A 20,541-nucleotide genomic window follows, 5' to 3' on the forward strand; every position below is an offset into this window, starting at 1 on the left:
TCAGGGGGCTGGCCGGCCCGCCAGGCCCAGGCCCTTGCACATCAGCTGACGCAGGGTGCTGAGTTCGGCCGGTGTCAGGTGCGGCATGGCCTCTGCGTCGGCGGCGCAAGCGTCCGGCTCGGCCGCCGCCAGCAGTTCCTCGCCCTCGGGCTGCAACCGCAGGCCCCAGGCGCGGCGGTCTTGCGGATGGTCCTGCCGGCCGACCAGGCCGCGGCTTTCCAGTTCGCGGATGAGTCCCACCACATTGGACGATTGCAGGTCCAGCAAGCTGCAGAGCTGGCTCGACGTGATGCCCGGCTGGCCGCGGATCAGCAACAGCACGGTGAAGGTCAGCGGACGCAGACCGTGGCGCTGCATGCGGGCCTGGAACCGCTCGGTGATGGCCATCGAACTGCGACGCACCACGTAGCCGAGAAAGTCCTCTGGAACACGGGTGGGGGTGGCCTCGACCGCTGAGGCGGGGCGGGGTTCGGATGGGGCCATGGATCAGGATTCTGCCGTGAAGCCGATCTTGCGGATCAGGGGCCGCCAGGCCTCCACCTCGGACCGCTGCCAGCGCACCATCTCCTCGATGGACGAACCATGGGGGATCAACCCCACGGACAGGATGCCGTCCTGCACCGCCTTGTCTTTCAGCGCTCCCGTGATGGCGGCGTTGGCCGCCGCCACCACGACGGCCGGCGTGCGTGCCGGCGCATAGAAACCGAACCACTCCTCGGTGGTCAGTTCGGGAAAGCCCTGCTCGGCAAAGGTCGGCACCTCGGGCACGAAGGGCGAGCGGCTCGGCCCCGAGGTGCCCAGGATGCGCAGCTTGCCCGCCCGGTGGTGTGGCAGGAAGTCGCCGTGGGTGGTCACCATCGCCGCGATCTGGCCGCCGACCACGTCCACCACGCCGGGCACCGAGCCCCGGTAGGGCACATGCCGCAGTTCGGTCCCGCTGTTGAGGCCCAGCAGGGCGCCGAGAAAGTGGGGCGTGGAGCCCGCACCCGGCGAACCGTAGTGGGCCTGCGCGGCGTTGCCCTTGCACCAGGCCAGAAAGTCCCGGACGGTTTTCACCGAGGCCGGCACCAGCGGGCCCACGGCCAGGCCATGGTGGGCGATCGCCGCGATCGACACGGGGGCAAAGTCCTTCGGGTCGTACGCGAGCTTGGGGTAGATGAAGGGGTAGTTGGCCATGGCCGAGACCGGCGCCATGGCCAGCACCGAGCCATCGGCGGGCGCGGCCTTGAGGGTTTCCAGCGCGATGCGCCCGCTGGCGCCGGGCTTGTTCTCCACCACGGCAGCGTTGCGCGTGTAGGCGCTGCCGGCCAGCTTTTCACCCACGCGGCGCGCCACGCTGTCGCCCGAGCTGCCCGCAGGGAAGCCATACAAGATCCTGACCTGATCGATCCCCTGGGCCAGCACCCCCAGGGGCGCCAGCGACAGCGAGGTGGCGGAGGTGCCGATCAACTGGACAAAGCGACGACGGGTGGGCATGCGGTTCTCCGGTGGTGGGTGGGTGGCGGGGGCTCAGGGGTTGTTCAGCCGGGCGACCAGGTTGAGCCGGCCTTCGTGCAGGGCAGCCACCACGTCGGCCCGGTGTTTGAGCACGGCGCGCTGGTTGATGGAGCCCTTTTCAGTCAGTTCGCCGTTGTCCAGCGAGAGCGGCGCGGTGAGCAGGTGGGCCAGCGCCAGCCGGTTGGCGCTGCCGGTGGATTGCGCGGCCAGGTCCTGCACCAGGGACTGCATCCAGCGCTGTACCCGGGGGTCCGCGGCCACGGTGTCGAGCGGAACCGACTCGGGTGCGCCGGTCAGGCGGCGAAGCGCCGGCGCCGGGATGAGCAGCGCCCCCACCTCGTTGCGGTTCAGCCCCGTGATCACGGCGTCCTGCAGGTAGGGGGCGGCGGCGCCCACGATGCGGGCCCGCAGCGGTCCGACGCTGACAAACGTGCCCGTGGCCAGCTTGAAGTCTTCGGCCGTCCGCCCATCGAAGCGCAGCCCCAGGTGCGGGTTGGTCGGGTCGATCCAGGCCACGGCGTCGCCCGTGCGGAAAAAGCCTTGCTCGTCAAAGGCCGCCTCGGTCGCTTCCGCGTTCCGCCAGTAGCCGGGGGTGATGTTGGGGCCGCGGTAGCGGATCTCGGTCTTCTCGCCGACCGGTGCCAGCTTCACCTCCAGCCCGGCCGCGGGCAGGCCGACCTCACCCGCCCGGGTGTGGGGGTTGGTGACGAACAGGGCGAAGGGCGAAGACTCGGTCATGCCCAGCCCGGCCGTCATCACCACGCGTTCTCCCAGCGCGGCTTCGGCATGGCGGTGCAGCGCGTCCTGGATGGCCTGCGACAGCGCGGCGCCCGAATACAGCTGGCAGCTCAGCCGGGCGTAGAAGTTGCGGCGGAGCTGCGGGTCGGTGTCCATGGCGCGGGCGATGGCCTCGTAGCCAATGGGCACATTGAAGTACCAGGTGGGCGCCACTTCGCGCAGGTTGCGCAGCGTTTCGCCCAGCAGCGCGGGGGTGGGCTTGCCTTCGTCGATGTAGAGCGTGCCGCCGTTGTACAGCGCCATGAAGAAGTTGTGGTTGCCGCCGGCGGTGTGGTTCCAGGGCATCCAGTCCACCAGCACGGGCGGCGCCTGGCCCAGGATCGGCATCGACTGCAGGATCTGCTGCTGGTTGGCGCACAGCATGCGCTGCGTGGTGATGACGGCCTTGGGCAGGTTGGTTGATCCGCTGGTGAACAGGAACTTGACGATGGTGTCGGGCCCGGTGGCGCGCATGGCCGCGTCCAGCGCCGGGGTTGGGGCCGTGGCCAGCAGTTCGCCGAGCGGCGTGCACCGGTGTGAGGTCAGCGCGCCAGGCCCGCCCTCGCTGAGCACCACCTCGGTGTCGGCCGGCACCGCCGCTTCGATGGCGGCGCGGTAGCGTGCGTCGGCGGCGTACACCAGCCCCGGCGTCAGGGTGTTCATCACGTGCCGCAGCTTCCCGTGGTCTTTGCTGACGAGGGAGTAGGCCGGCGAGACGGCGCTGAAGGGCACGCCGGCGTACATGGCGCCCAGGGCCAGGGCGGCGTGGTCCAGGCTGTTTTCGCTCAGGATCACCAGCGGGCGTTCGGCGCTCAGCCCCCGGTCCAGCAGGGCCTGGCCGATCTGGCGCGCGGCGGCCAGCGCGCCGCCATAGCTCAGGTGCTGCCAGCGGCTGCGATCCGCCGGGTCGCGCTGCGCGTACAGCGGGGTGTCGGGCTGGCGCTCGGCCCAGGCGTGCAGCCTGTCCGTCATGCGAGGGGGATGCGGTTGCAGGTCCTGGTCGCAGCGGAGGTGGGTGTGGCCGCCCTCGTGGCGCACCACGGCCTGTGTGACCCCGAACGGGAAGTGGCGGTAACGCGCGGTGTTGGAAGCGGTCATGCGGTGGCTCCCGTCAGACGGCTTTGACCTTGGGCCCGCTGCCGTCCAGAAAGGCCCGCACGCGCGCCTTCGCCTCGGGCGCCGACTGGGCAATGGCGGCCAGCAAAGACTCGGTCAGGAAGCCGTGGTCGGCGGGCTGCTCGGCAATGCGGGGCAGGCCGTGCATCAGGGCGAAATTCGTCATGGGGGCGTTGCCGGCCACCGCCTGTGCGAGGGCCAGCGCCTTCTCCAGCGCCTGACCCACGGGCACGTGGTACTGCGCAAAGCCCCGCTGCACCGCCTCGGCCGCCGGGTAGACGCGCCCGGTCAGCATCATGTCCAGCATGCGGTGGGTGCCGATCAGCTTGGGCAGACGGACCGAGCCGCCCCCGCCCACAAAGATGCCCCGGCTGCCTTCGGGCAGCGCGAAAAAGGCCGAGTCGTCGGCCACCCGAATGTGGCACGCGCTGGCCAGCTCCAGGCCGCCGCCGACCACCGCGCCGTGCAGCGCCGCGATCACCGGCACCCGCCCGAACTCGATCCCGTTCAGGATGGGGTGCCAGGAGCGCGAGTGGTGCAGGCCCTGCACCGCGTCCCGCTCGCGCAGTTCGCTCAGGTCCAGGCCGGCACAGAAATGCGCGCCTTCGCCGTGCAGCACCACCGCGTGGGTGCTGTCGGGAAGCTCACGAAAACGCTGCCACAGCGCGGCCATCAGGCCGTCGCTCAGCGCATTGCGTTTGGCCGGGCGGCACAGGCGGATCAGGGCAACGGCGCCCTGGTGCTCGACCTGGACCTCGTCGAGTGCGGCGGCGGGGACTGACGGTGGGTTCATGGCATTCGGAGATAAACCTATATGACATAGGAATATCGGGCAGGCCCCGCGGCGCTGCCATGCGTACAAACCCGATGCGGCTGCACCGCGCCGCCCGGCGCGGGTTCACGCCCGCGCCGGGCAATGGTCGGGTCAGCTTCCCCAGACTTCCCTGGCGGTTTCGACAACCAGTGCCAGCTTGCGGCGCTGGTCTTCCACCGCGATGTTGTTGCCGTGCACCGTGCTGGAGAAGCCGCACTGCGGGCTCAGCGCCAACTGCTCCAGCGGCGCGTATTTCGCGGCCTCGGCGATCCGGCGCTTGAGGTCGTCCTTGCTTTCGAGCTGACCGAACTTGGTGGTCACCAGGCCCAGCACCACGGTCTTGCCCGGCTTGAGGAAACGCAGCGGCCGGAAGTCGCCCGAGCGGTCGTCGTCGTACTCCATGAAATACGCGTCCAGGTGCATCTCTGATAGCAGGGCCTCGGCCACCGGTTCGTAGTTGCCGGCGGCGGCGTGGGTGCTCTTGAAGTTGCCGCGGCACAGGTGCATGGCCAGCGTCATGCCGGCCGGCTTGTGCGCCACCACCTTGTTGATGAAGCTGGCGTAGCGGTGCGGCAGCTCGTTGGGGTCGTCGCCGCGCTGGCGGGCGGCCTCGCGCATCTTCTCGTCGCACAGGTAGGCCATGTTGGTGTCGTCCATCTGCACATAGGTACAGCCGGCGTCGGCCAGGCTTTGCAACTCCTCGCCGTAGGCCTTGGCCACGTCGTCGTAGAACACCGGGTCGAGCTCGGGGTAGGCCTCGCGGCTGATGCCGGCGCGCCCGCCCCGGAAGTGCAGCATGGTGGGCGAGGGGATGGTGACCTTGGGCACCACGGCGGGCAGGCCCAGTGCCTCGACCTGCGCCTTGAGGTACTGGAAGTCGGCGAGCTGGATGTTCTTGGCGTGGCGCACCTTGTCGATCACGCGGATCACGGGCGGCGCCAGCTCCTCGCTGCCGTCGGGCCGGATGATGGTGACCGGGATGTCGGTCTTCACGCCGCCCAGCTGCTCCAGGAAGTCGATGTGAAAGTAGGTGCGGCGGAACTCGCCGTCGGTGATGGACTGCAGGCCCACGTCGGCCTGGAACTTCACGATCTCGGTGATCGCCCTGTCTTCGACGGCGCGCAGTTCGGCGGCGCTGAGGGTCTTCTGGTTGAAGAACTTGTCCCGGGCTTCCAGCAGGTAGGCGGGGCGCAGGAAGCTGCCGACGTGGTCGGCGCGAAAGGGGGGTGTGGTGCGCAGGGTCATGGTGTCTCCGTGGGGGTGAATCGGTCCGACACGCATCGTAGTCAACACATCACCGCTTGGGTTGGATACAGAGCCTCATGGATTTCCCTGATACAGGGGTAATCCTGAGGGATTTTGGGGTGTTTCTGTATACATTGCGTATCCATGAACACCGTGCAAGACCGACCCGTTGACGCGTCCGCTGTCCAGGGAACGGCCTCCGTCGAGAGCGCCCAGGTGCGCGCCTTGCTGTGCTTGCGCGAGCTCATTCTCTCGGGCGAGCTGGCCGGCGGCACGCGCATCGCCGAGCTGGCCATCGTCGAGCGGCTGGGCATGTCGCGCACCCCGATCCGCGCCGCGCTGGTGCGGCTGGAGCAGGAGGGTTTGCTCGAAGCCCTGCCCAACGGCGGCTTCGTGGTGCAGAGTTTTTCCGAGCGCGATGTGGCCGACGCCATCGAGCTGCGCGGCACGCTCGAAGGCCTGCTCGCGCGGCTGGCGGCCGAGCGCGGCGCGCCCTCGGTGGTGCTGGCCGAAGCCCGCCAGTGCCTGGACCGCATCGACGCCCTGTTGACCGCGCCCCGCCTGGACGACGACGCGTTCTCGGGCTACGTGGCGCTCAACAGCCACTTCCATTCGCTGCTCTACGAACTCGCCGACAGCCCGACCATCACCCGGCAGCTGGAGCGCGCGGCCAGCCTGCCGTTCGCCTCGCCCTCGGGCTTCGTGTTGCTGCAGGCGCAGTCCACCCGGGCGCGCGACATGCTGGCGGTGGCGCAGGACCAGCACCGCCAGGTGCTCGACGCCATCGAGCAGCGCGAGGGTGCGCGCGCCGAATCCATCATGCGCGAACACTCGCGCCTGGCGCGTCGCAACCTGGTCGAGGTGCTCGCCGCCCACCCGACCGAACCCCTGGCCGGCAACATGCCGGCGATCCGCATGATCCGGCGCCGGCGCTGAAGGCATCCATTCCGTTTTTCAACCCTAGGAGACACCATGAAGTTCATTCCCCGTCGCACCGCCCTGGCCGCCATGGGTGCGGTCGCGGCCCTGGCCATGACCGGCACCGCGATGGCCCAGACGGTCACGCTGCGCCTGCACCAGATGCTGCCCGCGCAGGCCACCATTCCCGCCAAGGCGCTCGTGCCCTGGGCCCAGAAGGTCGAGGCCGAGTCGGGCGGCAAGATCAAGGTCCAGCTGTTCAACGCCATGCAGCTCGGCGGCACGCCGCCCCAGCTGTTTGACCAGGCACGCGACGGTGTGGTGGACCTGACCTGGACGGTGCTGGGCTACACGCCCGGCCGCTTCAACAAGACCGAGGTGTTCGAGCTGCCCTTCATGAGCGGCTCGGCCGAGTCGTCTTCCAAAGCCATCCAGGAATACGTCGAGAAGTTCGCGGCCGACGAGTTCAAGGACGTCAAACTGATCGCCGTGCACACCCACGGCCCGGGCCTGTTCCACACCAAGACGCCTGTGACCGGGCTGGAGAGCCTGCGCGGCATGAAGGTGCGCGGTGGCTCGCGCATCATCAGCAACATGCTGGTCAAACTGGGCGCCACCCCTGTGGGCATGCCGGTGCCGGCGGTGACCGACGCGCTGTCCAAGGGCACCATCGACGGCACCACCATTCCATGGGAAGTGACGCCGTCGCTGAAGGTGACCGAGCTGGTGAAGAACCACACCACGTTCGCCGGCAAGCAGGGACTCTACACCCAGACCTTCGCGTTCTCGATGAACAAGGCTTCCTACGACAAGCTGCCGCCCGACCTGAAAAAGGTGATCGACAACAACTCCGGCATCGCCACCGCCGCCATGTTCGGCAAGGCCATGGACGACGGCGACAAGGCGGGCCGCGCCATCGCCGAGAAGGCGGGCAACAACATCGTGGCGCTGGAACTGGCCGAGGTGCAGCGCTGGCGCCGCACCGCCAGCACGGTGGAGACCGACTGGATCAACGAGATGAAGGGCAAGGGCATCGACGGCGCCAAGCTGGTGTCTGAAGCCCGCTCGCTGATCGACAAGCACACGAAGTGAGGGAGTGAGGGCTCGGCGCCCCCCGCATTGAAACCACCGCCCTCCGATGAGGGCGGTTTTTCTTGGAGCGTCGGCGATGGAGGTGCCGCGAACTTGGAGCGTCATCGCAGTTCGGCATTGAACCAATTGGTTCATGCCGGGTTGCGATAACTGAAAGTCGCCGCATCCGCTGGTCAATGGCTCGAAATCGCTGCACAGTCGGGGCCCAGCACAGCCTGTGGGGGCCGGCAACCAAGGGATTTCGATAGGGTAAATGCATTTACCTATATAAAATTCTGCACTATAGTTCGCCTCCCGGAACGGCTGACGCCGTCCGTGGGAGGAAAATCGAAGCGGCTGGCGGCCCATGTGGCGGCAGTTTCCGCTTCTGTCTGTGGTTCTTTCCGGCGCGTGGGGTCTGGTGGGTGTTCGTCGCCACCGCACCGTCGCGCCTTCGCTCATCGAGGTGATCCATTGAAACTCTTGTCCACCCTGGCGAAAGCCTGTGCCCTGCTGGCGGGCGTCCTGCTCACGCTCATCACGCTGGTGACCTGCGGCAGCCTGATCGGTCGCAACACCGTGGGCGTGTCGCTCGTGGGTGATTACGAACTCACCGCCGTCACCGCGGGCGCGGCCGTCGCGCTGTTCCTTCCGTGGGCCCAGCTGCGCCGCGGCAACATCATCGTGGACTTCTTCACCTCCAAAGTGCCCGAAGCCATCAACGCCCGGCTCGACCGCTTCGGCAGCCTGGTGCTCGGCCTGATCATGTTCCTGCTGGCCTGGCGCACCTCGGTGGGCGCCCTCAGCTCCTACCGGTCCGAAACCACCACCATGATGCTCGGCTTTCCCGAGTGGATCGCGTACGTGGCGATGATCCCGCCGCTGTTCCTGACGGGCCTGATCGCCTTCCATCAGACGTTCATTGGCAATTTCCAGGAGCAAGATCAATGAGTTCCCTGTCCATGGCGGGCGCCATCTTCGGCGTCATGCTGGTCCTGATGGCGCTGCGTGTGCCGATCGCGATCTCGATGTTCGCCGCCGGCGTGTTCGGCTACATCACCCAGGTCGGCTGGCTGCCGTTCTCGAACAACCTCAACGGCCTGGCCTTCGCGCGTTTCGCGAGCTACGACCTCTCGGTGATCCCGCTGTTCATCCTGATGGGCAACTTCGCCACGCAGGGTGGCATCTCCAAGTCGCTGTTCGAGCTGGCCGCCACCATCATGGCGCGCTTCAAGGGTGGCCTGGCCATGGCGGCCGTGATGGCCAGCGCGGCCTTCGGTGCCATCTGCGGCTCGTCCATCGCCACCGCGGCCACCATCACCTCGGTGGCCCTGCCCGAGATGAAGCGCCACGGCTATTCCGGTCGCCTGTCCACCGGCACGCTGGCCGCCGGCGGCACGCTGGGCATCCTGATCCCGCCCTCGGTGCCGCTGGTGATCTACGCCATCCTGACCGAGCAGAACATCGCCAAGCTGTTCGCCGCCGCCATGATCCCCGGCGTGATCGCCATGACGGGTTACATCATCGCCATTGCGATCTACGTGCGCGTGGTGCCCGGCCAGGCGCCCGAGCACGACGAAGAGAACATGCCCCGCCTGACCGCCAAGCTGCTGCTGGGCGTGATGCCGATCGCGGTGGTGTTCCTGATCGTGTTCGGTGGCATCTACGGCGGCCTGTTCACCCCCACCGAAGGGGCTGGCGTGGGCGCGGCCTGCACGTTCGTGGCCGCGCTGCTCAAGCGCGAGCTGACCTGGGCCAAGGTCAAGAAGTGCTTCTACGCGACGGCCGAGGCCAGCGCGATGATCTTCATGATCTTCATCGGCGCCGACCTGATGAACTCGGCGCTGGCGCTGACGCAGGTGCCCGCGATGCTGGCCGAGCTGGTGAACGGCTGGGGCCTGTCGCCGTTGATGGTGGTCACCGCCATCCTGCTGTTCTATGTGGTGCTGGGCGCGGTGATGGACGAGCTGTCCATGATCCTGCTGACGATCCCGATCTTCTTCCCGATGATCATGGCCATGGACTTCGGCATGTCGCAGGAACTGACCGCGATCTGGTTCGGCATCATGGTGCTGATGACGGTGGGCTTCGGCCTGCTGGCGCCGCCGGTGGGGCTCAACGTGTATGTCGTGAACGGCATGGCCAAGGACGTGCCGATCAGCGAGAGCTACAAGGGCGTGATGCCCTTCCTGATCAGCGACGTGTTCCGCACCACGCTGCTGCTGCTGTTCCCGTCGATATCGCTCTGGCTGGTGCAGTTCGTCGGCTAGGTTTTCCATCAAACACACAGGAGACAACACCATGAAGACCCGTTTCTTTGCCCGCCGCCGCAGCGTGGTGCTGTCGGCCCTCTCCGCCGTGGCGGTGTTCGCCGCGCCCTTGGCGATGGCGCAGGCCTTCCCGAGCAAGCCGCTGCGCATCGTGGTGCCGTTCGCGGCCGGCGGCGCGGGCGACCTCACGGCGCGCATCGTGGCGGCCGAGCTGACCCTGTCGCTGGGCCAGCCGGTCGTGATCGAGAACAAGCCCGGTGCCGGCGGCGTGGTGGCGGCCAGCACGGTGGCGCGGGCCGATCCCGATGGCCACACGATGTTCCTGATGTCCAACGGCACGGCGGTCACGGCCAGCCTGTACAACAGCCTGCCTTACGACACGGTCAAGGACCTGGCACCCGTCTCCACGCTGGGCACCTTCGACCTGGCCGTGCTGGTGCAGGCCGATTCGCCGTTCAAGACCCTGGGCGAGCTGGTGGCGTTTGCCAAGGCCAACCCCAACAAGCTCAACATCGGCAGCATCAACATCGGCAGCACGCAGCACCTGGCGGCCGAGCTGTTCAAGTCCAGCGCCGACATCGACGTGCAGATCGTGCCGTTCAAGGCCACGCCGGAGCTGGTCGGTGCATTGCGCGGCAAGCAGGTCGATGTGGGTGTCGAGATCCTCGGCCCCGCGCTGACGCAGATCAAGGCGGGTGCCTTCCGCGCCCTGGCCGTGACCGGCAAGAAGCGTTCGAGCGTGCTGCCCGACGTGCCGACCGCCGTGGAAGCGGGCGTCAAGGGGTTCCAGGCTTCGTCATGGAACGCGCTGGCCGTGCCGGGCAAGACACCGCGCCCCATCATCGACCGCCTGAACAAGGACATCGTGGCCGCACTCGCCAAGCCCGAGGTGAAGAAGAAGCTGGCCGACCTGAACATCGACGCCGACATGAGCACGCCCGACGAAGCGGCGCAACTGCTGGCGTCGGACATCAAGCGCTGGGGCGCGGTGATCGAGAAGGCCGGCATTCCGAAGCAGTGACTTGTTGAACACCCCCGCCGCGCTGCGCGCGACCCCCTCAAGGGGGCAACGCGGTGCGGCCTGGCGGAGCCAGTTCCGCCGCGTCCTGGGTTCGGCATTTCGCTCCGGCTTGGGCAGCTTCCCTGAGGCACTTCGCGCCGGTTGGTATTCAGATACGGGGTTTTTGTATGGACAGCTTGCGCATCGGACTGATCGGTTACGGCGAGGTCGGTCGAACCTTCTCTGCGGGGCTGAAGCCCGGCGCGGTCTGGACCGGCGCCTGGGACCTGAAGTTCGACGATCCGGCGCAGCGTGACGAGCCGCTGGCCCACGCGATGGCACAGGGCATCGAGGCCTGCGACGGCGTGGCCAGCCTGTGCGCGCAGGCCACGCTGCTGATCTCGGCCGTGACCGCCTCGAACACGCTGGCGGTGGCCGAAGCGGTCGCCCCGCACATCCGGCCGGGCAGCGTGTTCCTGGACCTGAACTCCGCCTCGCCCGGCACCAAGCAGCGGGCGGCGGCGCTGATCGACGCGGCCGGCGCCCACTATGTCGAAGCGGGCGTCATGACCTCGGTGCCGCCCTACGGCATCCGCGTGCCCATGCTGCTGGGGGGCGCGCACGCGGCGCGGCTGCAGCCGGTGCTGGCCGCGCTGGGCATGGAGGCGACCGTGGCCAGTGAAAAGCTGGGCATCGCCTCGGCCACCAAGATGTGCCGCAGCGTGATGATCAAGGGCCTCGAAGCGCTGGTGATCGAGAGCTACACCACCGCGCGGCACCACGGCGTGGAAGACGCGATGATCGCCACGCTGCAGGAGACCTTTCCCTCGATCGACTGGCACAAGCAGGGCAGTTATTTCTTCAGCCGCGTGGCGCAGCACGGAAAGCGCCGCGCCGAGGAGATGCGCGAGGTCGCCCACACCGTGCGCGAGGCCGGCTTCGAGCCCTTCATGGCGGCGGCCATTGCGCAGAAACACGACTGGATGGCCGCGCAAACCCGCGCCGGCCTGTTCGCCGACCTGGGTCCGAACCCGCCGTGGCAGGCCTTCGCCGACCGCCTGCTGGCCGCGCGCGGACCCGCCGCCAACGACGAGACCATCGAGTAACCCCCCAGCGTTTTTCCACCTTCGGCGAAAACCCGGGGCTCCACCACTGCGCGGGTCGCTGCCCCCAAGGGGAGCGGGTTCCGCCCGGAGTGGCCCGGCGCTGGACACCTGATCCCCCCATGCTCGACATCCTGGCCATCACCGGCCCGATCTACCTCTGCATCGCCCTCGGTTTCGGGGTGACCCGCTGGGGCCTGTTTGCCAAAGCCGACATGCGCGTGTTCGGCAAGTTCGTCATCAACCTGGCCCTGCCCGCGCTGCTGTTCAATGCGCTGTCGCAGCGCAGCGTGGGCGAGATCTTCAACGGCCGCTATCTGCTGGCCTATGCACTGGGCAGCGGCCTGGTGCTGGCGGTGGCCTTTGTGTGGTCCCGCTTCGTGGCGAAGCGCTCGGCGAGCCTGTCCAGCGTGATGGCGATGGGCATGTCTTGCCCCAACAGCGGTTTTGTGGGTTACCCGATCCTGATGCTCACACTGGGTGCATCGGTGGCCGGCGTGAGCCTGGCGCTGAACATGGTGGTCGAAAACCTGCTGATCATCCCGGTGCTGCTGGCGCTGGCCGACATGGACCGGCACGAGCCCGGCCAATGGCAGCGGGCCGTGCTCCAGACCTTCAAGGGCCTGCTGCGCAACCCGCTGATCATCGCCATCGTGGCCGGCATGCTGGTGTCGGTGCTGGGGCTGCACATCCCTTCACCGTTGTCGCGCACCGTCACGCTGTTTGCGCAGGCCAGCAGTGCGCTCTCGCTGTTCGTGATCGGGGGCAGCCTCGTGGGCCAGCCCTTGAAGGGCCTGCGCCGCACGGTGGCGCAGATCGGGCTGGGCAAGCTGGTGTTGCACCCGCTGTGCATGTTGCTGGTGCTGACTTGGCTGGTGCCCCTGGACGACCCGCAGCTGCGTGTGGCCCTGCTGCTCACCTGCGCCATGCCCACCATGGGCATCTACACCATCCTGTCCCAGCGCCACGGCCACGAAGGCCTGGCGTCGGCCGCGCTGCTGGTGATCACGCTCACGTCGTTTTTTACGCTGAGCGCCTTGCTCTGGCTGCTGCGCCACGGGGTCGGCTGGCTCGCCTGAGCACGCATCCTTGAGGGAGCGCACGGAGCGCGACGGGGGTGGCCTTTCAGAGCCCCAGGCTGGCGCACACCTCGGCAATGATGCCCAGCGCGGCGCGCTGGGTGAGGGTGGCGGGCCGTTGCGAACTGCTCGCCAGGCTGGCGCGGGTGCGCAGCGGCGGGTTGACCGGCCGGGTGCGGTAGGCCGAGGGGCGGATCGAGCTGGCCACGGCGTGGCGCGAGAGCAGGGCGCTGCCCACGCCGTCGGCCACCAGATCGAGGATGGCGGAGACGCCATCGATCTCCAGCGCAATCAGCGGGCGGCAGCCGATGTTGGCCATCTCGGCCTCGACGTGCATGCGGATCGCGTTGGGCCGGCTCGGGATCACCAGCGGCAGCGCGGCCACCTCGGCCAGCGGCACCGGCGGCGGCGGGGGCTCCTCGGCCAGCCCGGGCGGGCGTGGCTGCACCAGCAGCAGCTCTTCTTCCAGCAAAGGGCTGATGTCGATGTCGGGCGTGGGCATGGCGTTGTAGAGCACGGCGATGTCGAGCCGTCCGGTGTTCAGCCACTCCTGCATGGTGGCAGAGAGCCCCTCGCTGATCGACAGTCGGGCTTCGGGCAGTTGCGCGCGGAAGGCCCGGGTCAGCGGGACGGTCAGCACCCGCGCCAGGCTGGGCGGCAGGCCGATGGCCACCCGCCCGGCCAGCGCGCCCCGAACCCGCCCCAGCTCCTCGCGCGCCCGCTCGACCTGGTGCAGGATACCGCGCCCGTGTTCCAGCAGCAGCTTGCCCGCCTCGGTCGGCGTGGCGCCCCGGCCGTTGCGCACCAGCAGGTTCTGCCGCAGCTCGACCTCCAGCAGGCGCACCTGCCGCGAGAGCGCGGGCTGCGCCACGTTCAGCGCGATCGCCGCCCGGGTGAAACTGCCCAGCTCGGCGACGCGCACAAAGTATTCGAGTTGTTTGAGGTCCATGCAGGTCCTGCGGTGAGGACCTGATTATTTCACTTTGCGATAACCGACGGTCAGCTATTCAAAAAGAGCAGCCCGGCGCGAAATGCACCACCCAGGATGCGGTGGAGCCGGCTTCGCCGGGCCACTTGCATCGCCCCTGGGGGGTGACGCCAAAGGCGGCGCGGGGGGAGCCGTCGACTGGGGTCAGTCGACCTTCACGCGCCCCGACGTGATCACCGGCTTCCAGCGCGCGATCTCGGCCGCGATGTACTTGCCAAAGGCCTCGGGCGTGGTCGGGTTGGCCACGGCCCCCTCGGCGCCCAGGCGCTTCTTGAGCTCCGGCGCGTTCAGCGCGGCGTTGATGGCCTGGTTGAGCTTGGCCACGACGGGGTCCGGGGTGCCGGTGGGCGCGACCACGCCGTACCACTGGTCGGCCTCGAAGTCCTTGAGGCCCAGCGCCTCGTTCACCGTGGGCACATCGGGCAGGGCCTCGACGCGGGCCGCGCCCGACACCGCCAGCGCCTTGAGCTGGCCGTTGCGGATCTGGCCGATCACCGCCGGCACGCCGGTGAACAGCACCTGCGTCTGGCCGGCCACGAGGTCGTTGACGGCGGGCGCCGTGCCGCGGTAGGGGATGTGCACCAGCGAGATGTCGGTGCGCATCTTGAGGTATTCGGTGGCCAGGTTGGCGGCACTGCCGTTGCCGCCCGAGCCGTAGTTCAGGCGGCCCGGGTTGGCTTTGGCGTAGGCCACGAACGCCTTCATGTTGCCCGCCTGGGTGGCGGGGTGCAGCACCAGCACGTTGGGCACGTTGGCCACCCAGGCCACGGGCGTGAAGTCCTTCAAGGGGTTGTACGGCAGCTTGGGGTAGAGGCTGGGGTTCACGGCCAGCGTGCCGATGTGGCCCATCAGCAGGGTGTAGCCATCGGGCGCCGCTTTGGCCACCTTCTCCGCCCCGATGGCGCCACCCGCGCCCGGCACGTTTTCGACCACCACCGACTGGCCCCAGGCCTTGCCCAGCTCCAGGCCGATGGCTCGCGCCAGGATGTCGGTGCTGCCGCCCGGCGTGAAGGGCACGATCAGGCGGATCGGCCGCGTCGGGTAGTCCTGGGCGGTGGCGGCCAGCGGCAGGGCGGCCACGGCGCAGGCGCCGAGCGCCCCCAGCAGTTGCAGGCGGCGGACACGAAGAGGGATGGTGGTCATGCTTGTCTCGGTCTTGTTGGTGTGTGGAGGGGAAGGAAAGGCCATGGGCAATCTATCAGTTCGGCGGTGAACCGGCCATGGCCCAGGCGAACAGCTGCTATGCGTCGCCGGCATTTCGTTGGTTTTGAAATGCTTTTTTGCGATAGCTGGTAGTGGGTTATGCCTCTTGAGTGTGGGCGGGGCCAGGACCAGAATGCACCCACTTTCAAAGCCCTGACAGGAGACCTCCCTTGAGCCAGCAAAAGCCCCTCATCATCGACTGCCACGGCCACTACACCACGGCCCCCAAGGCGCTGGAGAACTGGCGCAACGCGCAGATCGCCAGCATCAAGGACCCGGCTTCGATGCCGAAGGTCAGCGACCTCAAGATCAGCGACGACGAGCTGCGCGAATCCATCGAGACCAACCAGCTCAAGCTGATGAAAGAGCGCGGCTCGGACATCACCATCTTCAGCCCGCGCGCGAGCTTCATGGCGCACCACATCGGCGACTTCAACGTGTCGTCCACCTGGGCCGCCATCTGCAACGAGCTCTGCTACCGCGTGAGCCAGCTCTTCCCCGACCACTTCGTGCCCGCCGCCATGCTGCCGCAGAGCCCCGGCGTGGACCCCGCGACCTGCATCCCCGAGCTGGTCAAGTGCGTCGAGCAGTACGGCAACGTGGGCCTGAACCTCAACCCCGACCCTTCGGGCGGCCACTGGACCAGCCCGCCGCTGACCGACAAGGCCTGGTACCCCATCTACGAAAAGATGGTCGAGTACGACATCCCCGCGATGGTCCACGTCAGCACCAGTTGCAATGCCTGCTTCCACACCACGGGCGCGCACTACCTGAACGCCGACACCACGGCCTTCATGCAGCTGATCCAGGGCGACCTGTTCAAGGACTTCCCGACGCTCAAATTCATCGTCCCGCACGGCGGCGGTGCGGTGCCCTACCACTGGGGCCGCTTCCGCGGTCTGGCGCAGGAGATGAAGAAGCCCCTGCTCAAGGACCACCTGCTGAACAACGTGTTCTTCGACACCTGCGTCTACCACCAGCCCGGCATCGACCTGTTGACCAAGGTGATCCCGGTGGAGAACATCCTGTTCGCGTCCGAAATGATCGGCGCCGTGCGCGGCATCGACCCCGAGACCGGCAACTACTACGACGACACCAAGCGCTACATCGAAGCCTCGACCATCGTCGTGGGCGACGACCGCTACAAGGTGTACGAAGGCAATGCGCGGCGCGTGTTCCCGCGCCTGGACGCCCGCCTCAAGGCCCAAGGCAAGTAATCGGAAAACACCCCCGCCGCGCTCCGCGCGACCCCCTCAAGGGGGCGACACCAGCGGCCCGGCAAAGCCGGTTCCGCGGTGTCTCTGGAATCAAACCCTTCGCACAACCATCTGTGCTTTTGAATGAGGAGATAAAGATGTACGAACTGGGCGTTGTCTACCGCAACATCAACCGCGCCGACCGCGCAGCCGCCGACGGCCTGGCCGCGCTCGGCTCGGCCACCGTGCACGAAGCCATGGGCCGTGTCGGCCTTTTGAAGCCCTACATGCGGCCGATCCAGACCGGCGTGCAGGTCTCGGGCACGGCCGTGACCGTGCTGCTGCAGCCCGGTGACAACTGGATGATGCACGTGGCGGCCGAGCAGATCCAGCCGGGCGACATCGTGATCGCCACCGTCACCGCCGATTGCAGCGACGGCTACTTTGGCGACCTGCTGGCCACCAGCTTCCAGGCCCGCGGCGCCCGCGCGCTGGTGATCGAAGCTGGTGTGCGCGACGTGAAGACGCTCAAGGAAATGAACTTCCCGGTCTGGTCCAAGGCGATCAGCAGCAAGGGCACGATCAAGGCCACGCTGGGCTCGGTGAACATCCCCATCGTCTGCGCCGGTGCCTACGTGACGCCGGGCGACGTGATCGTGGCGGACGACGACGGCGTGGTCTGCGTGCCCGCCGCCAAGGCCGCTGCGACCCTGGCCGCCGCGCAAAAGCGCGAGAGCTTCGAAGGCGAGAAGCGCGACAAGCTGGCCTCGGGCGTGCTGGGGCTGGACATGTACAAGATGCGCGAGCCGCTGGCGGCTGCGGGTCTCAAATACATCGACTGAGGAGGGCACCATGAGCAAACCCACTTCCGGTGACTTCACCAAAACCGCGGGCTGGATGGACTGGTACACCGGTCCCGCCAAGCCCCGTTTCCAACTGCCGGCTGGCGCGGTGGATGCGCACTGCCACGTGTTCGGCCCGGGGGCCGAATTCCCCTACGCGCCCGAGCGCAAGTACACGCCCTGCGACGCGAGCAAGACGGAGCTGTACGCGCTGCGCGACCACCTGGGCTTTGCCCGCAACGTGGTGGTGCAGGCCACCTGCCACGGCGCCGACAACCGCGCCATGGTCGATGCCTGCCTGTCCAGCGGCGGCAAGGCGCGTGGCGTGGCCACGGTCAAGCGTTCGGTGACCGACGAAGAACTGCAGGCCCTGCACGCCGCCGGCGTGCGCGGTGTGCGCTTCAACTTTGTCAAGCGCCTGGTCGACTTCACGCCCAAGGACGAGCTGATGGAGATCGCCGGCCGCATCGCCAAGCTGGGCTGGCACGTGGTCATCTACTTCGAAGCCGTGGACCTGCCCGAGCTGTGGGACTTCTTCACCGCGCTGCCCACCACGGTGGTGGTGGACCACATGGGCCGGCCCGATGTGAGCCTGCCGGTCGACGGCCCGCAGTTCGCGCTGTTCGAAAAATTCATGCGCGAGCACACCAATGTGTGGAGCAAGGTCAGCTGCCCCGAGCGCCTGTCGGTCACTGGCCCCAAGGCGCTGAACGGCGAGCAGAACGCCTACACCGACGTGATCCCGTTTGCCAAGCGCATCGTCGAGCAGTTCCCCGACCGCGTGCTCTGGGGCACCGACTGGCCGCACCCCAACCTGAAAGACCACATGCCCGACGACGGCCTGCTGGTGGACTTCATCCCGCACATCGCGCCGACCGCCGAGCTGCAGCAGAAGCTGCTGGTGGACAACCCGATGCGTCTCTACTGGCCTGAGGAAGTCAAATAACCCGTTCAGCCTGAGCTTGTCGAAGGCTTCGACAGGCTCAGCCCGAACGGATCACAGGAGCACCCTATGTCCCTCAACAAACCCTACCTGGACGTGCCCGGCACGATCATCTTTGACGCCGAGCAATCGCGCAAAGGCTACTGGCTCAACCAGTTCTGCATGAGCCTGATGAAGGCCGAGAACCGCGAGCGTTTCAAGGCCGATCAGCGCACCTACCTCGACGAATGGCCGATGTCCGAAGAACAGAAGCAGGCGGTGCTGGCACGCGATCTGAACTGGTGCATGCGCCTGGGCGGCAACATCTACTTCCTGGCCAAGATCGGATCGACCGACGGCAAGAGCTTCCAGCAGATGGCGGGCTCCATGACCGGCATGACCGAAGAGGAGTACCGCAACATGATGATCAGCGGCGGCCGCAGCGCCGAAGGCAACCGCGTGGTGGGCGAAGACGGCGACGCGCAGGCGCACCGCCAACCCCAGGGCGCCGCAGGAAAGAAGGCTTGACCATGGCAAAAATCACCGCATCCGTTTTCACCTCCCACGTGCCCGCCATCGGCGCGGCCATGGACCTGGGCAAGACCAAAGAGGACTACTGGAAGCCGCTGTTCGCGGGGTACGACTACTCCAAGCAGTGGATGAAGGACAACAAGCCCGACGTCATCTTCCTCGTCTACAACGACCACGCCACGGCCTTCAGCCTGGAGATGATTCCGACCTTCGCCATCGGCACCGCGGCCGAGTTCACGCCGGCCGACGAAGGCTGGGGCCCGCGCCCGGTGCCCCAGGTGATCGGTCATCCCGATCTGGCCTCACACATCGCGCAGAGCGTGATCCAGCAGGACTTCGATCTCACCATCGTCAACAAGATGGACGTGGACCACGGCCTGACCGTGCCGCTGTCGCTGATGTGCGGCGAACTCGACCCGAAGAAGGACGCCTGGCCCTGCCCGGTGATCCCGTTCGCGGTCAACGTGGTGCAGTACCCGGTGCCCTCGGGCAAGCGCTGCTTCATGCTCGGCCAGGCCATCCGCAAGGCGGTGGAAAGTTACGACGACAACCTGAACGTGCACATCTGGGGCACGGGCGGCATGAGCCACCAGCTGCAGGGCGCGCGCGCCGGCCTGATCAACCGCGAGTGGGACAACGCCTGGCTCGACAAGATGATCGCCGACCCGGTGGCCTGCGCCGACACGCCGCACATCGACTACGTGCGCGAAGCGGGCAGCGAAGGCATCGAACTCGTGATGTGGCTGATCGCCCGCGGCGCCATGTCCGACATCGTCGACGGCAAGGTGCAGGGACCTGCCCCGACCGTGAAGCACCGCTTCTACCATGTGCCCGCGTCCAACACGGCGGTGGGCCACCTCATCCTGGAGAACAACTGACATGACCATCAAAGTCGCACTCGCCGGCGCCGGCGCCTTCGGCATCAAGCACCTGGACGGCATCAAGAACATCGATGGCGTTGAAGTCGTGTCGCTGATCAGCCGCGACCTGGAAAAGACCAAAGAGGTTGCCGACAAGTACGGCATCCAGCATGTGACGACCGACCTCGCCGACAGCCTGGCGATGAAGGAAGTGGACGCCGTCATCCTCTGCACGCCGACGCAGATGCACGCCGAGCAGACCCTGGCCTGCCTGAAGGCCGGCAAGCACGTTCAGGTGGAGATTCCCCTGGCCGACAGCCTCAAGGGCGCCGAAGAAGTCGTGGCCCTGCAGAAGCAGACCGGGCTGGTGGCGATGTGCGGCCACACCCGCCGCTTCAACCCCAGCCACCAGTACGTGAACCAGGAAATCACGGCGGGCCGCTTCAACATCCAGCAGATGGATGTGCAGACCTACTTCTTCCGCCGCACCAACACCAACGCGCTGGGCCAGGCGCGCAGCTGGACCGACCACCTGCTGTGGCACCACGCCGCCCACACCGTGGACCTGTTCGCCTACCAGTGCAACAGCCCCATCGTGCAGGCCAACGCCATTCAGGGCCCGATCCACCCGACCCTGGGCATCGCCATGGACATGAGCATCCAGCTCAAGGCCGCCAACGGCGCGATCTGCACGCTCAGCCTGTCGTTCAACAACGACGGCCCGCTCGGCACCTTCTTCCGCTACATCGGCGACACCGCGACCTACCTCGCGCGCTACGACGACCTGTTCACCGGCAAGGAAGAAAAGATCGACGTGTCGAAAGTGGCGGTGTCCATGAACGGCATCGAACTGCAGGACCGCGAGTTCTTCGCCGCGATCAAGGAAGGCCGCGAGCCGAACTCCAGCGTGGGCAAGGTCTTCAACTGCTACCAGGTGCTGCACAACCTGGAACAGCAACTCAAGGGCTAAGCCCACCCCTGCGGCACTGACGACGCCAGTGGCCCGGCAAAGCCGGTTCCGCGGCGTCCCTTGACCAAGCCCTTCGCTCAGCCTTTAGCATCGACGGCTCCATCCTCACGGCTGGGGCCGTTGCCCATTTCAGGAGATC

20 protein-coding genes are annotated in these 20,541 nt (G+C 67.3%); 13 read left to right on the forward strand and 7 right to left on the reverse strand.

Annotated elements, in window-relative coordinates; translation table 11 throughout:
- The 5 genes from IV088_RS06135 to IV088_RS06155 all read right to left on the reverse strand — a co-directional run bounded on the left by IV088_RS06135 (window position 1) and on the right by IV088_RS06155 (window position 5,449).
- A complete protein-coding gene (locus tag IV088_RS06135; protein WP_291099171.1) occupies window positions 1–483 on the reverse strand; it encodes a MarR family transcriptional regulator in 483 nt (160 codons plus the stop codon).
- Window positions 484–486: 3 nt separating this feature from the next.
- Complete coding sequence (locus IV088_RS06140) at window positions 487–1,476, reverse strand: tripartite tricarboxylate transporter substrate-binding protein (protein WP_291099173.1); 990 nt, start codon at window positions 1,474–1,476, stop codon at window positions 487–489.
- A 33-nt stretch (window positions 1,477–1,509) separates the two neighbouring features.
- Window positions 1,510–3,372 (reverse strand): feruloyl-CoA synthase, encoded by a 1,863-nt coding sequence (locus IV088_RS06145; protein WP_291099176.1) that lies wholly within the window; start codon window positions 3,370–3,372, stop codon window positions 1,510–1,512.
- Window positions 3,373–3,385: 13 nt separating this feature from the next.
- Complete coding sequence (locus IV088_RS06150) at window positions 3,386–4,183, reverse strand: crotonase/enoyl-CoA hydratase family protein (protein ID WP_291099179.1); 798 nt, start codon at window positions 4,181–4,183, stop codon at window positions 3,386–3,388.
- Between the two features lie 132 nt (window positions 4,184–4,315).
- Window positions 4,316–5,449 carry a 5-methyltetrahydropteroyltriglutamate--homocysteine S-methyltransferase gene (locus IV088_RS06155; protein WP_291099182.1) on the reverse strand — a complete coding sequence of 378 codons (1,134 nt, stop codon included), beginning with the start codon at window positions 5,447–5,449 and terminating at the stop codon, window positions 4,316–4,318.
- Between the two features lie 144 nt (window positions 5,450–5,593).
- Here IV088_RS06155 and IV088_RS06160 point away from each other — a divergent pair, with 144 nt between their 5' ends.
- The 7 genes from IV088_RS06160 to IV088_RS06190 all read left to right on the forward strand — a co-directional run bounded on the left by IV088_RS06160 (window position 5,594) and on the right by IV088_RS06190 (window position 12,890).
- Window positions 5,594–6,385, forward strand: a complete 792-nt coding sequence (locus IV088_RS06160) for a GntR family transcriptional regulator (protein WP_291099184.1) — start codon at window positions 5,594–5,596, stop codon at window positions 6,383–6,385.
- Between the two features lie 36 nt (window positions 6,386–6,421).
- Window positions 6,422–7,459: a TRAP transporter substrate-binding protein gene (locus IV088_RS06165; protein ID WP_291099187.1), complete on the forward strand. Its 1,038-nt coding sequence runs from the start codon at window positions 6,422–6,424 to the stop codon at window positions 7,457–7,459.
- 453 nt (window positions 7,460–7,912) lie between these two features.
- The gene (locus IV088_RS06170) at window positions 7,913–8,389 is read left to right on the forward strand and encodes a TRAP transporter small permease (protein WP_291099190.1); all 477 of its coding nucleotides are present in this window, start codon (window positions 7,913–7,915) and stop codon (window positions 8,387–8,389) included.
- The gene (locus IV088_RS06175; protein ID WP_291099193.1) at window positions 8,386–9,708 is read left to right on the forward strand and encodes a TRAP transporter large permease; all 1,323 of its coding nucleotides are present in this window, start codon (window positions 8,386–8,388) and stop codon (window positions 9,706–9,708) included. Before IV088_RS06170 ends, IV088_RS06175 begins: the two co-directional genes overlap by 4 nt.
- A gap of 31 nt (window positions 9,709–9,739) precedes the next feature.
- Entirely contained in the window at window positions 9,740–10,729 is a 990-nt protein-coding gene (locus IV088_RS06180) for a tripartite tricarboxylate transporter substrate binding protein (RefSeq protein ID WP_291099195.1), read from the forward strand.
- Between the two features lie 167 nt (window positions 10,730–10,896).
- Entirely contained in the window at window positions 10,897–11,814 is a 918-nt protein-coding gene (locus IV088_RS06185) for an NAD(P)-dependent oxidoreductase (RefSeq protein ID WP_291099197.1), read from the forward strand.
- Between the two features lie 119 nt (window positions 11,815–11,933).
- Entirely contained in the window at window positions 11,934–12,890 is a 957-nt protein-coding gene (locus IV088_RS06190; protein WP_291099200.1) for an AEC family transporter, read from the forward strand.
- A 46-nt stretch (window positions 12,891–12,936) separates the two neighbouring features.
- Here the strand turns inward: IV088_RS06190 and IV088_RS06195 are convergent, their stop codons facing one another.
- Both IV088_RS06195 and IV088_RS06200 read right to left on the reverse strand, forming a co-directional pair.
- Complete coding sequence (locus tag IV088_RS06195; protein WP_291099203.1) at window positions 12,937–13,839, reverse strand: LysR substrate-binding domain-containing protein; 903 nt, start codon at window positions 13,837–13,839, stop codon at window positions 12,937–12,939.
- 183 nt (window positions 13,840–14,022) lie between these two features.
- Window positions 14,023–15,021, reverse strand: coding sequence for a tripartite tricarboxylate transporter substrate binding protein (locus IV088_RS06200; protein ID WP_291099206.1), 999 nt, complete (start codon window positions 15,019–15,021; stop codon window positions 14,023–14,025).
- A 230-nt stretch (window positions 15,022–15,251) separates the two neighbouring features.
- On the opposite strand from IV088_RS06200, the gene IV088_RS06205 reads away from it, so the two are divergent.
- The 6 genes from IV088_RS06205 (at window position 15,252) to IV088_RS06230 (ending at window position 20,402) form a co-directional block, all read left to right on the forward strand.
- Window positions 15,252–16,298: an amidohydrolase family protein gene (locus IV088_RS06205; RefSeq protein WP_291099210.1), complete on the forward strand. Its 1,047-nt coding sequence runs from the start codon at window positions 15,252–15,254 to the stop codon at window positions 16,296–16,298.
- A 137-nt stretch (window positions 16,299–16,435) separates the two neighbouring features.
- A complete protein-coding gene (gene ligK / locus IV088_RS06210) occupies window positions 16,436–17,119 on the forward strand; it encodes a 4-carboxy-4-hydroxy-2-oxoadipate aldolase/oxaloacetate decarboxylase (RefSeq protein WP_291099213.1) in 684 nt (227 codons plus the stop codon).
- A 10-nt stretch (window positions 17,120–17,129) separates the two neighbouring features.
- Entirely contained in the window at window positions 17,130–18,065 is a 936-nt protein-coding gene (locus tag IV088_RS06215) for an amidohydrolase family protein (RefSeq protein WP_291099216.1), read from the forward strand.
- Window positions 18,066–18,131: 66 nt separating this feature from the next.
- Complete coding sequence (gene ligA / locus IV088_RS06220; protein WP_291099218.1) at window positions 18,132–18,569, forward strand: protocatechuate 4,5-dioxygenase subunit alpha; 438 nt, start codon at window positions 18,132–18,134, stop codon at window positions 18,567–18,569.
- Between the two features lie 2 nt (window positions 18,570–18,571).
- Complete coding sequence (locus IV088_RS06225; RefSeq protein WP_291099220.1) at window positions 18,572–19,450, forward strand: class III extradiol dioxygenase subunit beta; 879 nt, start codon at window positions 18,572–18,574, stop codon at window positions 19,448–19,450.
- 1 nt (window position 19,451) lies between these two features.
- Window positions 19,452–20,402 carry a Gfo/Idh/MocA family oxidoreductase gene (locus IV088_RS06230; RefSeq protein WP_291099223.1) on the forward strand — a complete coding sequence of 317 codons (951 nt, stop codon included), beginning with the start codon at window positions 19,452–19,454 and terminating at the stop codon, window positions 20,400–20,402.
- The last annotated feature ends 139 nt before the right edge of the window (window positions 20,403–20,541 follow it).

The sequence above is a fragment of the Hydrogenophaga sp. genome (assembly GCF_018780075.1).
GTDB lineage: Bacteria > Pseudomonadota > Gammaproteobacteria > Burkholderiales > Burkholderiaceae_C > Hydrogenophaga.